The sequence below is a fragment of the Bradyrhizobium sp. 172 genome, from assembly GCF_023101065.1.
Taxonomy (GTDB): Bacteria; Pseudomonadota; Alphaproteobacteria; order Rhizobiales; family Xanthobacteraceae; genus Bradyrhizobium; species Bradyrhizobium canariense_D.
In genome coordinates this window covers 498,768-514,138 of sequence record NZ_CP064701.1, presented here as the reverse complement: position 1 = coordinate 514,138, position 15,371 = coordinate 498,768, and the positions used below count along the sequence as shown (strand labels likewise).

The 15,371-nt window shown below is 58.6% G+C and carries 13 protein-coding genes; 7 read left to right on the top strand and 6 right to left on the bottom strand.

What is annotated here, in order from left to right:
* Positions 1-4: 4 nt before the first annotated feature.
* The 4 genes from IVB07_RS02270 to IVB07_RS02255 form a co-directional block, all read right to left on the bottom strand.
* Positions 5-1,222 (bottom strand): substrate-binding protein, encoded by a 1,218-nt coding sequence (locus IVB07_RS02270; protein ID WP_018452916.1) that lies wholly within the window; start codon positions 1,220-1,222, stop codon positions 5-7.
* Between the two features lie 4 nt (positions 1,223-1,226).
* Positions 1,227-2,084, bottom strand: a complete 858-nt coding sequence (locus tag IVB07_RS02265) for a branched-chain amino acid ABC transporter permease (RefSeq protein ID WP_018452915.1) — start codon at positions 2,082-2,084, stop codon at positions 1,227-1,229.
* Between the two features lie 108 nt (positions 2,085-2,192).
* On the bottom strand, positions 2,193-3,707 hold the full coding sequence (locus IVB07_RS02260) for an amidase (RefSeq protein WP_026232420.1): 1,515 nt from the start codon (positions 3,705-3,707) through the stop codon (positions 2,193-2,195).
* Between the two features lie 173 nt (positions 3,708-3,880).
* Positions 3,881-5,068 carry a substrate-binding domain-containing protein gene (locus IVB07_RS02255; RefSeq protein ID WP_085384113.1) on the bottom strand — a complete coding sequence of 396 codons (1,188 nt, stop codon included), beginning with the start codon at positions 5,066-5,068 and terminating at the stop codon, positions 3,881-3,883.
* A gap of 178 nt (positions 5,069-5,246) precedes the next feature.
* Here IVB07_RS02255 and IVB07_RS02250 point away from each other — a divergent pair, with 178 nt between their 5' ends.
* Positions 5,247-5,681, top strand: coding sequence for a MarR family transcriptional regulator (locus IVB07_RS02250; RefSeq protein WP_007599198.1), 435 nt, complete (start codon positions 5,247-5,249; stop codon positions 5,679-5,681).
* A gap of 613 nt (positions 5,682-6,294) precedes the next feature.
* On the opposite strand, the gene IVB07_RS02245 is transcribed toward IVB07_RS02250, so the two are convergent.
* Positions 6,295-6,774, bottom strand: coding sequence for a hypothetical protein (locus IVB07_RS02245; RefSeq protein ID WP_247767467.1), 480 nt, complete (start codon positions 6,772-6,774; stop codon positions 6,295-6,297).
* A gap of 426 nt (positions 6,775-7,200) precedes the next feature.
* Between IVB07_RS02245 and IVB07_RS02240 the strand changes: the two genes are divergently transcribed.
* The 5 genes from IVB07_RS02240 (at position 7,201) to IVB07_RS02220 (ending at position 12,625) form a co-directional block, all read left to right on the top strand.
* Positions 7,201-7,584: a nuclear transport factor 2 family protein gene (locus tag IVB07_RS02240; protein ID WP_247767468.1), complete on the top strand. Its 384-nt coding sequence runs from the start codon at positions 7,201-7,203 to the stop codon at positions 7,582-7,584.
* 1,420 nt (positions 7,585-9,004) lie between these two features.
* Entirely contained in the window at positions 9,005-9,436 is a 432-nt protein-coding gene (locus tag IVB07_RS02235; protein WP_247767482.1) for a hypothetical protein, read from the top strand.
* A 119-nt stretch (positions 9,437-9,555) separates the two neighbouring features.
* A complete protein-coding gene (locus tag IVB07_RS02230) occupies positions 9,556-9,738 on the top strand; it encodes a hypothetical protein (protein ID WP_247767481.1) in 183 nt (60 codons plus the stop codon).
* 11 nt (positions 9,739-9,749) lie between these two features.
* On the top strand, positions 9,750-10,202 hold the full coding sequence (locus IVB07_RS02225; RefSeq protein WP_247767480.1) for a hypothetical protein: 453 nt from the start codon (positions 9,750-9,752) through the stop codon (positions 10,200-10,202).
* On the top strand, positions 10,199-12,625 hold the full coding sequence (locus IVB07_RS02220) for a DEAD/DEAH box helicase family protein (protein ID WP_247767479.1): 2,427 nt from the start codon (positions 10,199-10,201) through the stop codon (positions 12,623-12,625). The genes IVB07_RS02225 and IVB07_RS02220 overlap by 4 nt, the downstream gene beginning before the upstream one ends.
* 241 nt (positions 12,626-12,866) lie before the next feature.
* On the opposite strand, the gene ligD is transcribed toward IVB07_RS02220, so the two are convergent.
* Positions 12,867-13,802, bottom strand: coding sequence for a non-homologous end-joining DNA ligase (ligD, locus tag IVB07_RS02215; protein ID WP_247767478.1), 936 nt, complete (start codon positions 13,800-13,802; stop codon positions 12,867-12,869).
* Between the two features lie 691 nt (positions 13,803-14,493).
* Here ligD and IVB07_RS02210 point away from each other — a divergent pair.
* Positions 14,494-15,132, top strand: a complete 639-nt coding sequence (locus tag IVB07_RS02210) for a hypothetical protein (protein WP_247767477.1) — start codon at positions 14,494-14,496, stop codon at positions 15,130-15,132.
* The last annotated feature ends 239 nt before the right edge of the window (positions 15,133-15,371 follow it).

The following is a 15,371-nucleotide window of genomic DNA, read 5'->3' as shown; positions in this document are numbered from 1 at the left end:
GACTCTAGCATTCCTTGGGATCGACGAGTCCGTCGCTGCGTCCGACGATCTCGTAGTTCCCGCCTTTGGCGACAGCGGTGTACATCTTCATCTTGCAGTGGCGCTTGCCCGGCACCATCTCGGCAGGTCCGCCGGGACCTTCGGCGATCTTGGCATGATCGAGCGCAGCGGCGACCGAGTCGCGATCGACCTTGCCGGCTTCCTTGACGGCGGCTTCCCACAGTTTCAGGCCGCGATAGGTGCCGGTGGCGGCGCTGCCGGCAGCGAACAGGAAGTTGCCCGGGAAATCCTTCTCGTAGGCCGCCTGGATTTTTGCGTCGAACGGGTTCTCCTTGGTGAGCACCTTGAAATAATCGAGACAGCTGGCGAGACCCTCGATCTCGGCCGCCTGATTGATGTTGAGCGTGTTCTCGTCATAGTAGACGCAGGCCAGCCGTCCGCCATTCTTGAGAAAGCCGGCCTCGTAGAGCTGCTTGAAGAACGGACCGACGCCGGGCGGGATGACGGTGTTGAAGACGACGTCGACTTTGTTGGAGATGATGCGGTTGACGGTCGAGGAGAAGTCGACCTGGTCAAGCGGATAGTATTCCTCGAACACGACCTCGCCGCCGTTGGCCTCGATCACCTTGCGGGCGTAGACGTTGAGTGTGTGCGGCCAGACATAGTTGGCGCTCGGCAGCGCGAACTTCTTGCCGCCGTTCTTGATCAGCCAGGGAATGAACTCGTCACACTGCTGCGCCGGCGTCGGCCCGGTACAGAACAGATAAGGCGTGCACTCCTTGCCTTCGTAGAGCTGCGGATAGATGTAGAGCGTCTTGCCGCGCGCGACGATCGGGTCCTTGATGGCGTTGCGCATCGACGAGGTGATGCCGCCCAATACCATGTCGACCTTGTCGCGCTGGATCAGCTTGCGGACGTTGCCGACCGCGACGGATTCGTTCGAGGCGGTGTCCTCGACAAAGAGCTCGAGCGGGCGGCCGAGCAGACCGCCGCCGGCGTTGATCTCCTTGATCACCATCTTGGCGACGTTGGCGTCGGCATTGCCGGCGTAGGCAATCGGCCCGGTGAGGTCGGTGGCGATGCCGACCTTGATCGGGGCTTCGGCCGCATTGGCCCAGGGCGCCGGGATCACCCAACTGCCGACGCCGGTTGCGACTGCACCGGAGGCAAAGGCGAGATTCGAAAGGAACCGGCGACGGGAGAGCTGAGAACGATCGGACATGTGACTAAACCCCTTTTCCAGCAATGAGGCCCTGCGGCCGGAATTTGATGAAGACGATGGCGAGAACGAAGACGAGGACATCGGCCACGACGGGCGCCATCACCCAGGGCAGCGCGGCGCTGAGCGTGCCGATGACGCCGGCGCCCGCGACCGGCCCGATGAAGGAGCCGACGCCGCCGACCATGACCGCGACAAAGCCCTGGATCAGGAAGCGCAGGCCGAGATCGGCGAACAGGCTGAACACCGGCACGATCAGTGCGCCGGCAAGGCCAGCAAGCGCCGCGCCGAACGCAAAGGTGGCGCCGTAGATCAGCGGCGTGGAGATTCCGGAGGCGCGGGCCAGCGAAGGATTTTCCAGGGTAGCGCGCACGCGCAGGCCGAAGCTGGTGCGCGCCAGCAGCAGATAGCAGCCGCCCATCACCAGCGCCGTGATGATGATGATGGTGAAGCGCCAGGCCGAGATGTGCATGGCACCGATATCGATCGAGCCGCCGATCGGCTCCGGCACGGTGAGATAGAAGCCGCCGATCAAGCCGCGCACGGATTCGCGGATGATCAGGCCGAGCGCATAGGTGCCGAGCATGGCGACGATGGGGGCTGCGTAGAAGCGTCGGATGATCAGCGCCTCCAGCACGAAGCCGAGCGCGCCGACAATGAATGGTGCGGCGACCATGCCGGCCCAGATCGGCAGGCCATTGGCGTAGGCAAGATAGGTGATGTAGGCCCCGAGCAGGACGAACTCGCCCTGCGCGAAGTTGAAGATGCCCATCATGCTGGCGATGATCCCGAGCCCCAGCACGATCAGGACGATGATCGCACCAAAGCTCAGGATCTCGAACGCCGCGACGAACGCGTTAGCCATGCGCCGGAGCCTTTCCCGTTCCGAAGGAATCGGAACGGGGCTCCGGCTTGATGTCTTGACGCGTCCGAAAACGCTTCCCTGTTACGTCCGTCTGCATGAGTCCCTCGCTCACATCTTCTTCCAGTCGCCGATCTGCTCGAAGGCGTGGGCGGCGCGGTAGATGGTGGATTCCTCGAACATGCGGCCGACCAGCATCAGGCCGACGGGCAGGCCGTCGACCATGCCGCAGGGCAGCGACATCGCCGGATGATGGGTGATGTCGAACGGCGCGGTGTTGGAGATCATCTCCAGCGCACGCGCGACATAGTCTTCGCGGCTGGCCGTGGGCTCCGGCAGCTTCGTCGCCTTCATCGGCGTCGTCGGCAGCAGCAGCAAATCGTAGTCTTTGAAGGCCTTGTCGTAAGCCGCGGTCAGGCGTCGGGAGATGTTGAGAGCCTTGCCGTAATAGCGCGGACCGAAGGTGTTGTTGATGTAGGTGCCGAGCAGCAGGAACAGCTTTGTGGTCTCGGACAGAGAATCCGCCTGCCGCCGCCAGCCGCGATGGAAGTCCATCAGCGTGGTCGAGTAGAGATCGGAGCGGGACAGACCATAGCCGTCGCCATACATCATGGTCTGGGTCATGCCCTCGGTGCCGATCGGCGTCCAGATCGCGGGACCCATGAGATGCATCGGGATCGAAACGGTCTCGACCGTGGCGCCCAAATCCTTGAATCGCTTTGCGGCCTCGCGCACGCTCTCGTTCACGGCGGCTTCGGCCGTCGCCTGCTCAAAGCCTTCCTTGAGGATGCCGATCCTCATGCCCTTGACGCCCTGGCCGAGCGCCTTGGTGTACTCCTCGACCTTGGGCGCCTTGATGCGGGGGTCGTAGCCGTCGTCGCCGGCCAGCACCTCCAGCAGCAGCGCGTTGTCGGCGACGGTCGCCGTCATCGGGCCGGTGTGGTCGACGAACACCTCGATCGGCATGATGCCGGTGTAGGGCACGAGGCCCCAGGTCGGCTTCATGCCATAGGTGCCGCAGAACGAGGACGGCATGCGGATCGAACCGCCCTGGTCGCCGCCGATCGCCATGTCGACTTCGCCGAGCGCGACGACGACGCCGCTGCCTGACGACGAGCCGCCGGCCGAATAGCCCATCTTGTGCGGATTGTGGACGGCGCCGACCGCATTGGTGTGGCTGCCGCCGGACATGCAGAAGGATTCGCAATGGACTTTTCCGGCGATCTCGGCGCCCGCATCGAGCATGCGGGTGACGATGGTGGCGTCGAAATCGGGCACGTAGCCTTCGAGCGTCGCCGAGCCGTTCATCATGGGAACACCGGCGAGCATGATGTTGTCTTTCAGGGCGACCGTCTTGCCCTTGAGCTTGCCACTCGCCGCCCCCTTCACGGTCGACTTGCGATACCAGGCGTTGCGCGGGTTCTCTTCCGGCGAGGGCCGATAGCCCGGCGTGCGCGGATATTTGACCTCCGGCACCTCGTCCGGCATGGCTCCGACGAGATTGTAGGCCTCGATCGAGCCCTGCATCAGACCGCGGAACGAGGCGACATCGTCGTCGGTCAGCGAAAGGCCGCACTGGTCGGCGACACTGCGCAATTGGGCTGGCGTGGGAAGGACAACTGTCACGGCGCTCTCCTCAAAGGCTTCTTGATCCCTGGAATTGGAATCCCTGGCATTGGAGCCTCATTGGCGCGCGTGTGCGGGCGCGCCCATCGGCTCTACCTTGATATTACAGACGGAAATATTTTCCTTTTCAAGTATTATTTTGGATTCGGGCGTTTGCAGATGGGGCGCCGGCGTCAGATCGGTTTGATCAGCTTGAAATCGAGGCCATCCGCGCCGGCGAGATACATTTGCATCCGGGTATGACCGTTCCTGACGGTGACGGGGCCGCGCGCGCCGCCATAGACGATGTTGCGGCCGGCCGCGAGCATGGGCCCCATCGCCAACGTGCCCGCCTTGTTTGCCACGGCCTCAAGGAAGCGCAGTCCCTCATAGCTGGATTGACCGAGCGAGCCGATCGGGGGGCCGTTCGGTCCGAACATCGCGCGATAGCGGCTCTGGAAGTCGTCGTTGGCCCGCGATCCGATGCCCGGGAAATAGCCGGAGGCACAGAACAGATTTTCGCTGTTGTCGGCGCCGATTCCGAGCAGCACGGTCTCGTCCATCGCCCCGGCCAGCCGCAGCGTCGTGGCGCCGAGGCCGCATTCGCCGAACGCGCGATTGAACGTGATGCTGTCGGTGCCGATCAACGAGATCAGGACGACGTCAGGCCTCGCGGCACGGATGCGCTCCAGATGCGGCTCGTGGTTGTCTTCGCCGAGGGGAACGAACTCTTCGCCGACGACATGGCCGCCGGCCTCCTTGATGTAGCGCTTCACCGCGCGGTGCGACTGCCAGGGCCAGACATAATCGCTGCCGATCAGGTACCAGCGCGCCGCCTTCTTGACGTCGGCAAGCCAGTGGATGGAGGGGCGGCTCTGCCAGCGCGGCGTCTCGCCGATCGCCATGACACCCGGCGTCTGCTCGCCGCCCTCGTAGACGGGCGTATAGATGTAGGGGATACGGTGGCGGGTCGTGACCTTGCGCAGCGCCACACGCACCGCGCTGGTATGCAGTCCCACGATGAGGTCGATCTCATCGGAAGCGATCGCCTGCTCGGCGCGGCTCAGAATCCCGTCGAGCGGCCCGCCGGCATCGTAGATCGAAAGCTCGATCTCGCGCCCGAGAATGCCGCCGCGCTTGTTGATCTCGGCGACCGCGAGCTGCGCGCTGCTTGTCGCGCACGGGCCCCAGACACCGGGCGAGCCGGTGCAGCAAATGAAGCCCCCGATGCGGAGCTTGTTGTGTGCGCCGCGGCGCTTCATGAAATGCGCATCAGCCGGCGACAGGTCGAAATCCGCTGCCGCGGGCGACAGATTCCTGAACAGCAAGGACGGCGGTAACGCCGGACCGCCGTGAGCCGGGAAGTTTACCGTCGCGCGCACGCCAACTCCTGTCTGATACCAGACTTGAAAGCTCATTCAGCAGGCGGCCGCGGCACCCGCCCTATTGTTGGGCAATATCCTATTTTGAAAATATTGAATATTCAAGAATTGAAGTGCATATAGATGCAGCATCGATTGCAAGACATTCACTCATTTGGGTCAAGACAAAGTCTTAGCCGTGGCAAAACCGAACACCCCGATCACCGAACACCTCGCGTACCTGCTCGCGCAAGCCAACCGGGAGATCAACCGGCAGCTCGAACTGCGGTTGAGCAAGGAAGGCGTGCCCGTCGAGCAGTGGCGCATTCTGAAAGTCCTGTCGGATGGCAACGGCCATTCGATGGGAGAGCTCGCGGATGCCGTGCTGCTCAACCATCCGACGCTGACCAAGATGATCGATCGCATGGTCTCGGACACGCTGGTCTACCGCGTGCAGGACCCGAACGACCGCCGCAAGGTCCTGATGTTCATCTCCGATCGCGGCAAGGTGCTGAGCAAGAAGCTCAACTCGCTCGCGGTCGACCAGGAAGAGCACATCCTCGAGAGCTACGGCGACAAATCGACGAGCGAATTGAAGCGGCTGCTGGAGAGCTTGATCGACAGCTCGAATTGAGCTGGCGTGTTTAGCAAGCTCTCTCCACACGGTCGTCCCGGCGAAGGAGATGGAGCCGCGCGCCCCATACTCGATGTCATCGCCCGATTTAATCGGGCGATCCAGTATTCCAGAGACTGACGTGATTGAACCGAGAAGCCGTGGCGTACTGGGTCGCCCGGCTAAACCGGGCGACGACAGTGGAATGTGAGGCGCCGACGTCGCACCTCACACCTGATCGCTAAGCGTACCGCCCGTGGCAGTGCTTGTACTTGTACTGGAAGTAAAATTGCGGAGTCGTTTCAACGGAGTACGACCCCAGCGGTCTATGGTGTCAATCTTTTGTCGAGAACCCTGCAGTTTCTCCTGTGCATTGTGGGCTGGCGGTACACCCAAGCTCTTCCAAAGTCTCTGATGCGTTTTGGGGCAGCCCAGTGTCTCGGACCCCGCAGCTGGCTCGAACGCATCGTCGGGGCTCGTCTTGGGCTGCTGGGTAATTTTAGCGCCTTGGCACTTCGATAGCGACCGGGCTTTTCCCGGTGAAATTGATGCACGGCGGATGCGTAAGACGATCTGCAGGCGCCGACCAGTGAAGCCGAGATCGCTGGTGCGGCGCCCTGTATTGAACGGCAATCTACTGCTTTTCGTAGACCCCAACGCTGCTAATCGGCTGACCGTTGGGACCAACGCCTACGGTCGAAACAGTAAAGGTCTTTCCGTCAGCCGATATCTCGTTGGTGCCAGTTTGCACGGGTTTATCAGCTTTAGAGCGGACCCACTTCACGTGGTGATCATCGACCCGGGTGTATGTCGTCGCATCAAACAAGGGATTGCCTGTCGTGGGGTGAGGCTTCCCATCGTAGATGTGCATGAACACTATCTTGGTCGCTTGGCCCTGTGCGTCGATGGTTTCGGCAGTATTCTGGAGATCTTGCCCGGCCCGCTGGAAGTTGAGCGTTTGGCTCTTCGGTGGCGGACCAGGAGTAAACGTCGATTTTTCGAGGTTAAGCTTCCAGGTCCCTATCAGAAGATCGCTCTGCGAGAGACCGGCCTGCGATAGCGCCGTAGCGATGACAGCGGAAAGACCGAGAACAAGGATGTTGCGGCGATTCATGCTGTTCCTCCTTAGGTGTTTATCATCTTTCCTCTTTGGCTTGCGCAATTGCTCTGCGATGAGTTGGCCGCCTGCGAAATGAGTGGCACGCCAATTCTAGTCTAGTCCAAGTTACACGATGAAGCTGCAGCTTTTGCAAATCGACAGCTCCCCGAATGATGCGCTGCGGGAGCCGGTCGAAACCAAATGGCGGGTGCCGTGAAGCGATCCCGAAACAGAAGGGGCGCAGCCTTCATCGGGTGGATAGGGGATTTCAGGTCATGTTGCGCATCATCAACGCTCTCTATGAAGAGTATTGCCAGCCCGGCTGGATGAGATGCTGCGGGTCGATGCCGTGAAGTAGAGGCTGGCCTTATCAACCAAGGCGGGCTCTGATGGTGCGTACGATCGTACTTGCCGCATCTCTGATGATAGTCGGGTGCGTTGGTGCTGCCGCTCAGCAGGCCACCGACGATCAATATGCCGACCTGCAGAAGAATTTTGCTGAGGACCTACAATCGCAAAGACGTCGATGCCATGGCAGCCGCATTCACTGAGGACGCCATCAGAGTAACGCCGAGCGGGATCTTCGTCGGCCGAGAAGCCATTCGCCGTAACCTGCAGGATGTCGTCAACTTGGACTTGCACGACTACTCGGTAGAGCGCAACGTATCCCGCTCAGTCGGCAACTTCGTGTTCAATGCTGGCGAGTGGCACGCCAAACTCGGCAACCAACCGCTGCGAGGCTACTATAGCGCCATCATCGTCCGAGACGGCGGCCGAGCCAAGATGATGGAAGAGACCGTCACCGTAGCTGCACCAGGGCATTGATGGGGCTTCGCCAAGCGGCAAGCCGCTTTACCGCGGAACGCAGAACCACTGATCCTGGGACACTAAACCTCTATATAGCTTATAGCAGTTTCGTAACGGCACATCGCTGGGTTTGATGAACTGCAACACGAACCAGAGTATCCTGCGCTGCACTTCATTGAAGATCACCCGCGACCGATCAAAGATCATCGACTAGAACCGCGACAGGCTGATGACGCAGTGATCGCTGCGGAAAGCGGCTAGGCCGCCTGAAAACCCCAATAGATGTAATGGCTGATTGGTGACGCTGATGTGGACCGCTGGCCTGCGCTCTGCAAGTGCACGCTTAAGTGCCTTTTGGAAGCCAAAGGCTTATACCTACTAGTACCCGAACTTATAGCTGGGCGTACCCTGTAGACCGCAGGAATCTGGAAAACCGAAGCCATCAGCAGTCCATGACCGCAAGGTCCTGAAGCCCGAAGGCGATAAGGGCTTTTCGCAGCTCAATATCTCAAGTTGATGGGGCCTGCCACATTCCGTCGGATTATGGCTGTCGGGATCGAGAAACCCTAAATACAAAATCTCCCGCGAATTCAAACACATGCGAGATCTCCGAAAAAATCAGAAAGAAAATCAAAATATGTGAGCAAAAACAACAGCTTACGTCGCTTTTCATCTTGACGTTTTTTGCCCTTCGACCTATCATGTTGTTACTGAGTGGAATTCAAGAAAGAAGTTCGGTCCCGGTACGAGTTCATGAATGGTCTACATTTCCACTCACAGTCGCATCCTGCTGAATTTTAGGCTGCCAACGTCGGTAGCGGGATTTCGAAGGCGTTTTGAAGCCGAAACGAAGGAAATCGAACGTACTGAGAGCAGGAAGCGCCGAGTTGTCTTGAAGGTCTTCCGTTCTTGGACGCTGATGGCCGCCAAAGACAGGTTGGGGGACGTCCGGTTTCGGCAGCTTCTAAGGGAGCTCAGAATATCAGAGCGATCCCCGAAGCTTGCCTGGCATCGGCTCATCGCTGTCAACAGAGATAAGCTGTGGCGGATTTCTGAATGGGCGCCCGTTGACGACAGGCGCCTCGCAGAGCTGGCCAGACTGAATACCGACCAAATCCGCAGATGGGTTTCCGAACACGGAAGGGAATCAGAATGAACACGTAACGATCTTCCGGAAGTTTGAGCTGAGATACGCAGCTGCGTGTCTGAGCTCAGCCTTTGATCTTCAACGAACCCCAAAACTTTCCCAGAGGCATCTCACTTCCGGGCAAGCTCCCAGCTGCCTGATTAAGGAGAAGCCCACATGGATCCCTAGCCGCACATCGCACTATCAGAGCAGCCCTAACCGCTGGCTCTCGCAAACACTTGTCGACCGCAACAGACGCAAGCCGAGCACGGCTCGCTGAGCGATACCTTATTGACCAAGGAGACCATTCTTATGACGACCGAAAACGTTATCAAGATTGAGGACGCACGAGAGTTGCGGGGGTTAGGACTGCCGATCTTGCCCATAGTGGACAAGGAATTTTCGAGGGCCGCAGAGAAACTCATGATCGAGGCTGGCAAAGCTAAGGCCCAATTTTGCGTGGCATTCAGTGAATACTGCAAGGCGGCGAGCCCGACCAAGCAACAGTTTGACCGCATGCGAAAAGCGTTGAGGAAGATTGCCGCGATTGGCGATCGAGCCGCCAAGTTCACTTCCCCTGACGAATACGAGGCCGGGGCGCTGCAGTTAATCCTGACCCTGCCGATAAATTCGTTCGTGGATTATTGGGACGGCGCACTGACTGCCGTTGAGAGCGGAGAGCCGATCACCATCAACATCACGCAAGAAATGCTGGACGAATGGCTGCTTCCTAACGAGAGCTAAGCAAATGGAAACACCAGCTAGCGTCGCGCTCGAAGTTACAATCTTAGATGCTTTACATCGCAAAGCGCACGTCTATGGCGACTAGCAATGCGAGCACACGGCCAAGCGAAGGATGAAGTATGAACGTGAAAGGCGAACTCAAAGGCGAGCAACTGGTGCTGAGAATTGACCTCTCGGCAAAGGCTCAGAAGCAAGCAAGGCCATCGTCAACGGGCAAGACCAAGGTCATCGCCACCACCAACGGATTCGTGAACTACGGCGACGTGAAGGTGTCTCTTAACGCAATCATCCCGCTGAAGTGAGGTGCCGGGAAATGGACAAGGATCAGATGCCGTTCTCGGTGGAGCTGGTGAAGAAATTGACGACCGGGCAGGGGCGCCTGTTCATCGCCCAAACGGCCGACGAGTACGCAACGGCGAATCTCATTGGGGGTCATCGTGGCGCCTCGTGGCAATTCCAAATGCTTTTCGATGCAGAAGCTTCGCTGAAACCAAAACAGCTCCGTCGGCTGCGTCGCTTGCTCAAACTTGCTCGAGATAGACGGGCGCTTGCTGCCACTCGCGAAACCGGCGAACGCTTGAGTATCGTTAAGAGTAGAATGCACGATCCCGAAGAGTTCGCGCTTCTGTTTGTGGCTACCATGTTGAGCAGAAATGAGTTCGAGCGCTTTGTCGCTTGGGGGCGAGCTGCTGAAGATATGGGTGCGGACGAGCTGCGGAAAGATATTGTCGCCGAACTGGTCGAAGAAAGGCGACCTTTCCGATGACATTGCGGAACCAGATTAAAACGGGTCGGATCGTCCGCTACGCATCGGCTCCTTGTGGTGCCGGTAAGACGTTCCAACTTGTAAAGCGGGCGCACCAACTTGTGCAGGAGGGAAGTAACGTCCTCTTGCTACAGCCGACGAAGTTGTTGATTGAGAAAACCAGGGTGGAGGAATTCGGGCTTTTGTCCGAGCCACCATCTGTCAAGGTGTTCCACGGCGATACCGTCGGTGCGAGTGTCGCGCACCAGCTGGCCGAGTACTTGGCCGATCCAGAGGACCGGCCGCACGTCGTGATGGCTACCCATCAGGCGCTACCTCGCATCCCGTTTCTATCGAATGCGTCCAACTGGCACCTTCTGATTGACGAGGTGCCTCAAGTGGACCTAGAGCACGCCCACATCGTTCCTAGCACCCATCCGTTGCTCACGGGCCTCATCCAAGTTGCGCAACATGACGGCGTGTACGGCAAAGTCCAGCTTTCTGCGCCTGAGGATCTCAAGGCTCTAGCTCGCAATCCTGACGAAGACGAACTACTGGAGATGTTTCGCGAAACGGCCAACATCTTGACGACCAAGCATTGGCGCTCCTTCGTTCACGTGGAGTCGTACTATAAGCTCTTGTCGGGTCAAGCGAAGGCGTTGAATATTCATTCGGTTCTGATGCCATCGCTGGTGAATGACTTCGCGAGCGTGTTGATTGCCGGCGCAAACTTCGAAGATACGGGCCTGTTTGCGCTCTGGAGCAAGATGGCTGTCAGCTTCAAGCCAGATGAGGCAATGGCGGAAGGTTTGCGCTACCGGCAGCACGGCAACGGCAACCTCGCAACCATCCACTATGCCCTGGATCGGAACTGGTCACGACATCTGCTGGAACAGGAGACCGAGGGCAAGCCTAACCTCGAAAGGCTAAGAGACACTGCCAAGCTCGTCTTCCAGGGCCGGGACTTCCTCTGGCAGGCCAACAAGTCTGTGCCTGACAACTTCTTCAAGTTCGGTCAACGCCTGCCGAACAACCCGCTCGGATTGAACGAGTTCGACAAGGTACATGACGTTGTTTTTCTGTCGGCTCTCAACCCGTCGCCAGCGCATGCGAGGTTCTTGCAGTCGCGGGGGCTGACTCAAACCGAGATCGAGCGGCAGGGGTACTGCGGTGTGGCCTACCAGGCGGTCATGCGCACATCGCTCCGTGACGCAACCGACGAACATCCAAAGAACATCATCGTTCCCGATGAGCGACTTGCTCAGTATCTGGCTGACATGCTGCCGGGCGCCACCCTGGCGAAATTGGATACAGGTATTGCTGACCAAGTGGACAGGGGCGGACGCCCCCGGGTTCATCAGGACAACGCCGAGAAAATGCGCCGCAGGAGAGAGAAGGAGTCCAAAATTAGGGCTGAGCTGCTGGCCGAGGTCTTTGTGCATCGTAAGCCGCAGGATTCTTTAGAAGGTGGTTGCAGTCCATCAGATTCTACGATGCCCCGTAACGAAACCTCTATTAGCTCATATAGAGGTTCTGTGTCTCAGGATCAGGATTTTTGGGCTACGATCTACACTAACATCAGGTCGTCAATGCCAGAGGGCTACTTGTCCTGCGCGAGTGGAGAGCACTTCACAAAAGCGATGGCGGCAGCCCACGGACGTAAGGTCGCGTCCAAGGAATCAAACCCTCTGTTCTCGCCTGCCATCTTCGACCCGTCCCGCAGCATCGGGAGCAATCGCGGCCGGGACAACATCCTTTATCTGCAGAATATCGTTCTCGACTTCGAGAACGGCGATCTGCGCCCCACAGACATTCCAGAGCTGTTTCCCGACTTACAGCTGATTGTGACCAACAGCTATAGCCATACAATTGACGGACCTCGATTCCGTGTGATCATGCTGACAAGCGCGAAGGTCGGGCCTTCCGCTTACGAAGCATTGTGGGATGCAGTGGCTGATAAACTCCGAGAGGCTGGCTATACGAAGTCGCCGCGGGCGAAATCGAGGCTCAAAAGATCAGGCCTTGACCATTCAAAGCGGGCGGCGACCAGCCTGTTTTACTTGCCGGCCCAGGCGGCAAGCGGGAGTGACAGCTTTTTCCGTTTTTACGATGACGACCATCGCCATCCGCTTAATCCAGAGCGATGGCTTCGAAATTTCCGACTGGAGACGCCATCCGAGCTTGCAGTTGACGGCGCTAATCGGACTGGGGCAGACGCAGCCGGAGTCGCCGCAGCCATTGCGAAGTGGCGGGCTGCCTCGCAAGGCCAGGGAAACGAGGCATTCTATTCGCTTGCTCTGGAACTGAGCCGCCTTGGTTTCGCAGTCGAGGAGATCGAAGGTACACTGCGGCGCGAAGCCAACTCTGCTCGTTCGCCCGAAGAGCGCCGGAATCAAATTTCTTCAATCATGAAGAGCTTAAGCAAGCCCAAGCGAGCTGCATAACAGTGTGCCATCACACAACCGTGCCGAACTCGCGCCCAATCCGCTCAGGACTGTCTCATCCTCGTCCATCGCCTGTACAAGCCGCTCATCATCAAGAACGGTCAGCAGGTCATTGATGGTCTTTTCGGAGTCCCTCGAGCTGGGGTCGACATAGCGAGCCAGGATGGCTTGGGCTTCTCTCACGGCTCGGGTTACGCGATCCGGCATGCCGGTACTCCACTCAATGGTGGTGAAGACGCCGTCAGGGACGCCGCGTTCCTTTGCTAAGCCCCTTGAATGAGCTGGCCCGCAGCAGGCCTTCAGAGGTGATGTCCCGATATTCGATGTCGGCGTAGAACGTAGGCTCGACCCATGTGGCCTTCGGTTTCCTAACGGGTTTGGTGAGCTTCTGCTTCGGGCTAACAACGGTATCGAGAGCCTTGCGGATCTCTGCCGATTTCGTCCGGCTCCAGCCCGTGCCGACCTTGCCCATGTAGCGCAGCTTTTTCCCTTCCTGCTTGCCGAGGTAGAGGGCGGCAACACCGGACGGGTCCTTGACGAAACCAACAACAGGGAATTTCTCGCGCTGCACCGTCTTGATCTTCTGCCAGGCTTCCACCCGGTCAGACCGGTACGGCGCATCAACCCGCTTGGACACGATGCCCTCGTAGTTGAGCTTACTCGCCGCCTCGAACAAGGCCTGACCGTCACCTTCATGGTGCTCGCTGTAGAAGATCGGTGCTTCCAGCCCGTTCTCTTCGATCAACTGCTTCAGCAGCTCCTTACGGGCAAGCTGAGCCATTCTGCGAAGGTCTTTGCCGTCGAGCCACAGGAGATCGAAGGCGAAGTAAACGAGGCGGTCCTGGTCGCCCCTGCCGAGATCCGCTTGGAGTTCGGAGAAGTTGGTGCGCTCTTCGTGGATGACGACCACTTCCCCGTCCACGATAGCCTGACCTGGGATGTCGAAGGCGCCGGCAATGACGGAGAACCGGTTGGTCCAATTATGGCCGTTGCGGGTGAAGGCCTTGCGGCTGTCTCCGTCGATGTGCAGCTGGATGCGGTAGCCGTCGTATTTGACTTCGTGAATCCACCGTGCCCCCGAAGGCGCTTTCATCTTCAGGGTCGCCAGCTGGGGGCTGATAAAGCCCGGCATGGCAGCTTGCGGCTTCTTGGCCGGTGCTCGGGTACGCTTCGCCACTAACGCAACTCACAAAAAGCCCGCCATCAGGTTAGGGCCAACGGCGGGCAATTTACCTACCATACTCACGGCTTTGTAACCTCGAAGCCGAAGTGGCGTTCCCAGACGTTCTCTCATACAACCGCAATCGCGATTCCAGGTTGTAGGAACGGCCGTCGAACGGCTGGAGAACGGGTGTGAGAGAGCGTTCTTCTGACACCTCCCTCAATACTGGGGCCTCTTCAAAAGCTCTGGCAGCCGTGAGATTGCCTTTACAATGCGCCTCGCCTCGTCCCGCCGCATATGATTATCCGCGTACTGGAAGTTTCGGGAGTGCAGGTCTTCGACCTTCGGCGGTTTCCGGCGCCATGGACTGTCGAGGAAAGCGACGACCATTGCTTTCGCGTGATCGATGCGAGCGGGTTCTTCATCTGCGCGGTATCGCATCAGGGTGTCGCTGCATGTCGGCTCACAGGGGCAGACCGGAAGTTTGCAGCCAGGCGCCAGTTCGGCGGTTTTTGACCTACAGGAGACATTCGTCGGTCGGAATGATTGGTTGGCCCAGTTCGCGAGGGGCAGTCAGGATGACACGGAGAACGCGCGTTCCACCCTCTTCCAGTTTCAGCAGGTGTGATGCCGCCTTCCATTGACGCGTAGGCACACAACGCTCAAGCTATCGTCTCGACGGGTTCGAAACGCACAGGTTGCTTCTATGAAACCCTACTTGCCCTTGACCGCGGCGGCTTTCCTGTTTGCCCCGTCCGAACTCCACGCCGACCCAGCAGTTCATTCGATCTTGAAGGTGGCGCAATCGACATCGTCGGTCGATACAACAGGCACTCCCGACGCACTTCAGGACCTCAAAAAGGAAATTGAATCGCTGAAGGCAACGATCGTAACGCAAACAAAGGAGCTCGCCCAACAAAGGGGAGCAATTGACGTCGTTACTCGACGGCAGGACGGTAGCAATACCGCCATTCTAGCAGCGGCTGGTGCTGTGCTGACTGCCGTACTCGCCGGTCTCTTCGCTCTCTGGAATCAAAACAAGCAGGCCGCTCAAGAGCGGCTTCTCAAGGCCATAGAAATCATTATGAGTAGCCGATCCGGTTACCAAGCAGCAGTACGTAGGGACAATCTGTCAGTCTTCCTCGACGAGCCCACGAAGGCGCACCTAAAGACAATCGAGACGAATTTCTCAGGTCCGGAGTTCACCGACCTGCATGTTGGCCTCGCGCAGGCCATGGCTGAAAAGGCGAGTACCCCTGAGGAGGTTTTGGATATCTGGATCCAGGTACTCAAGGAGAAAAAGGTATTCATGAAAGTTGACTATCGGAAGAAATCAACAACCTGAACATTCGGTCGAGGCGACCCAGCAGAAGTCGTCCGGGTCACTTTCCGGTTTTGGCCCTCAGCTGAACAACGAAAGGGCCGCCATGTCTGCCGTCTGGCGGGAAACCGGACGTGGTACGATGGTTACCTTGGCGGGTGCTCCTGATCCTAAGCAGACCAGAGCGCAGAATTTGCGAAAGTACTATTGCCCTATAATATGACTCACACCCGAGCCGTTTTTTGATAGTCTGCTTCGCCTCC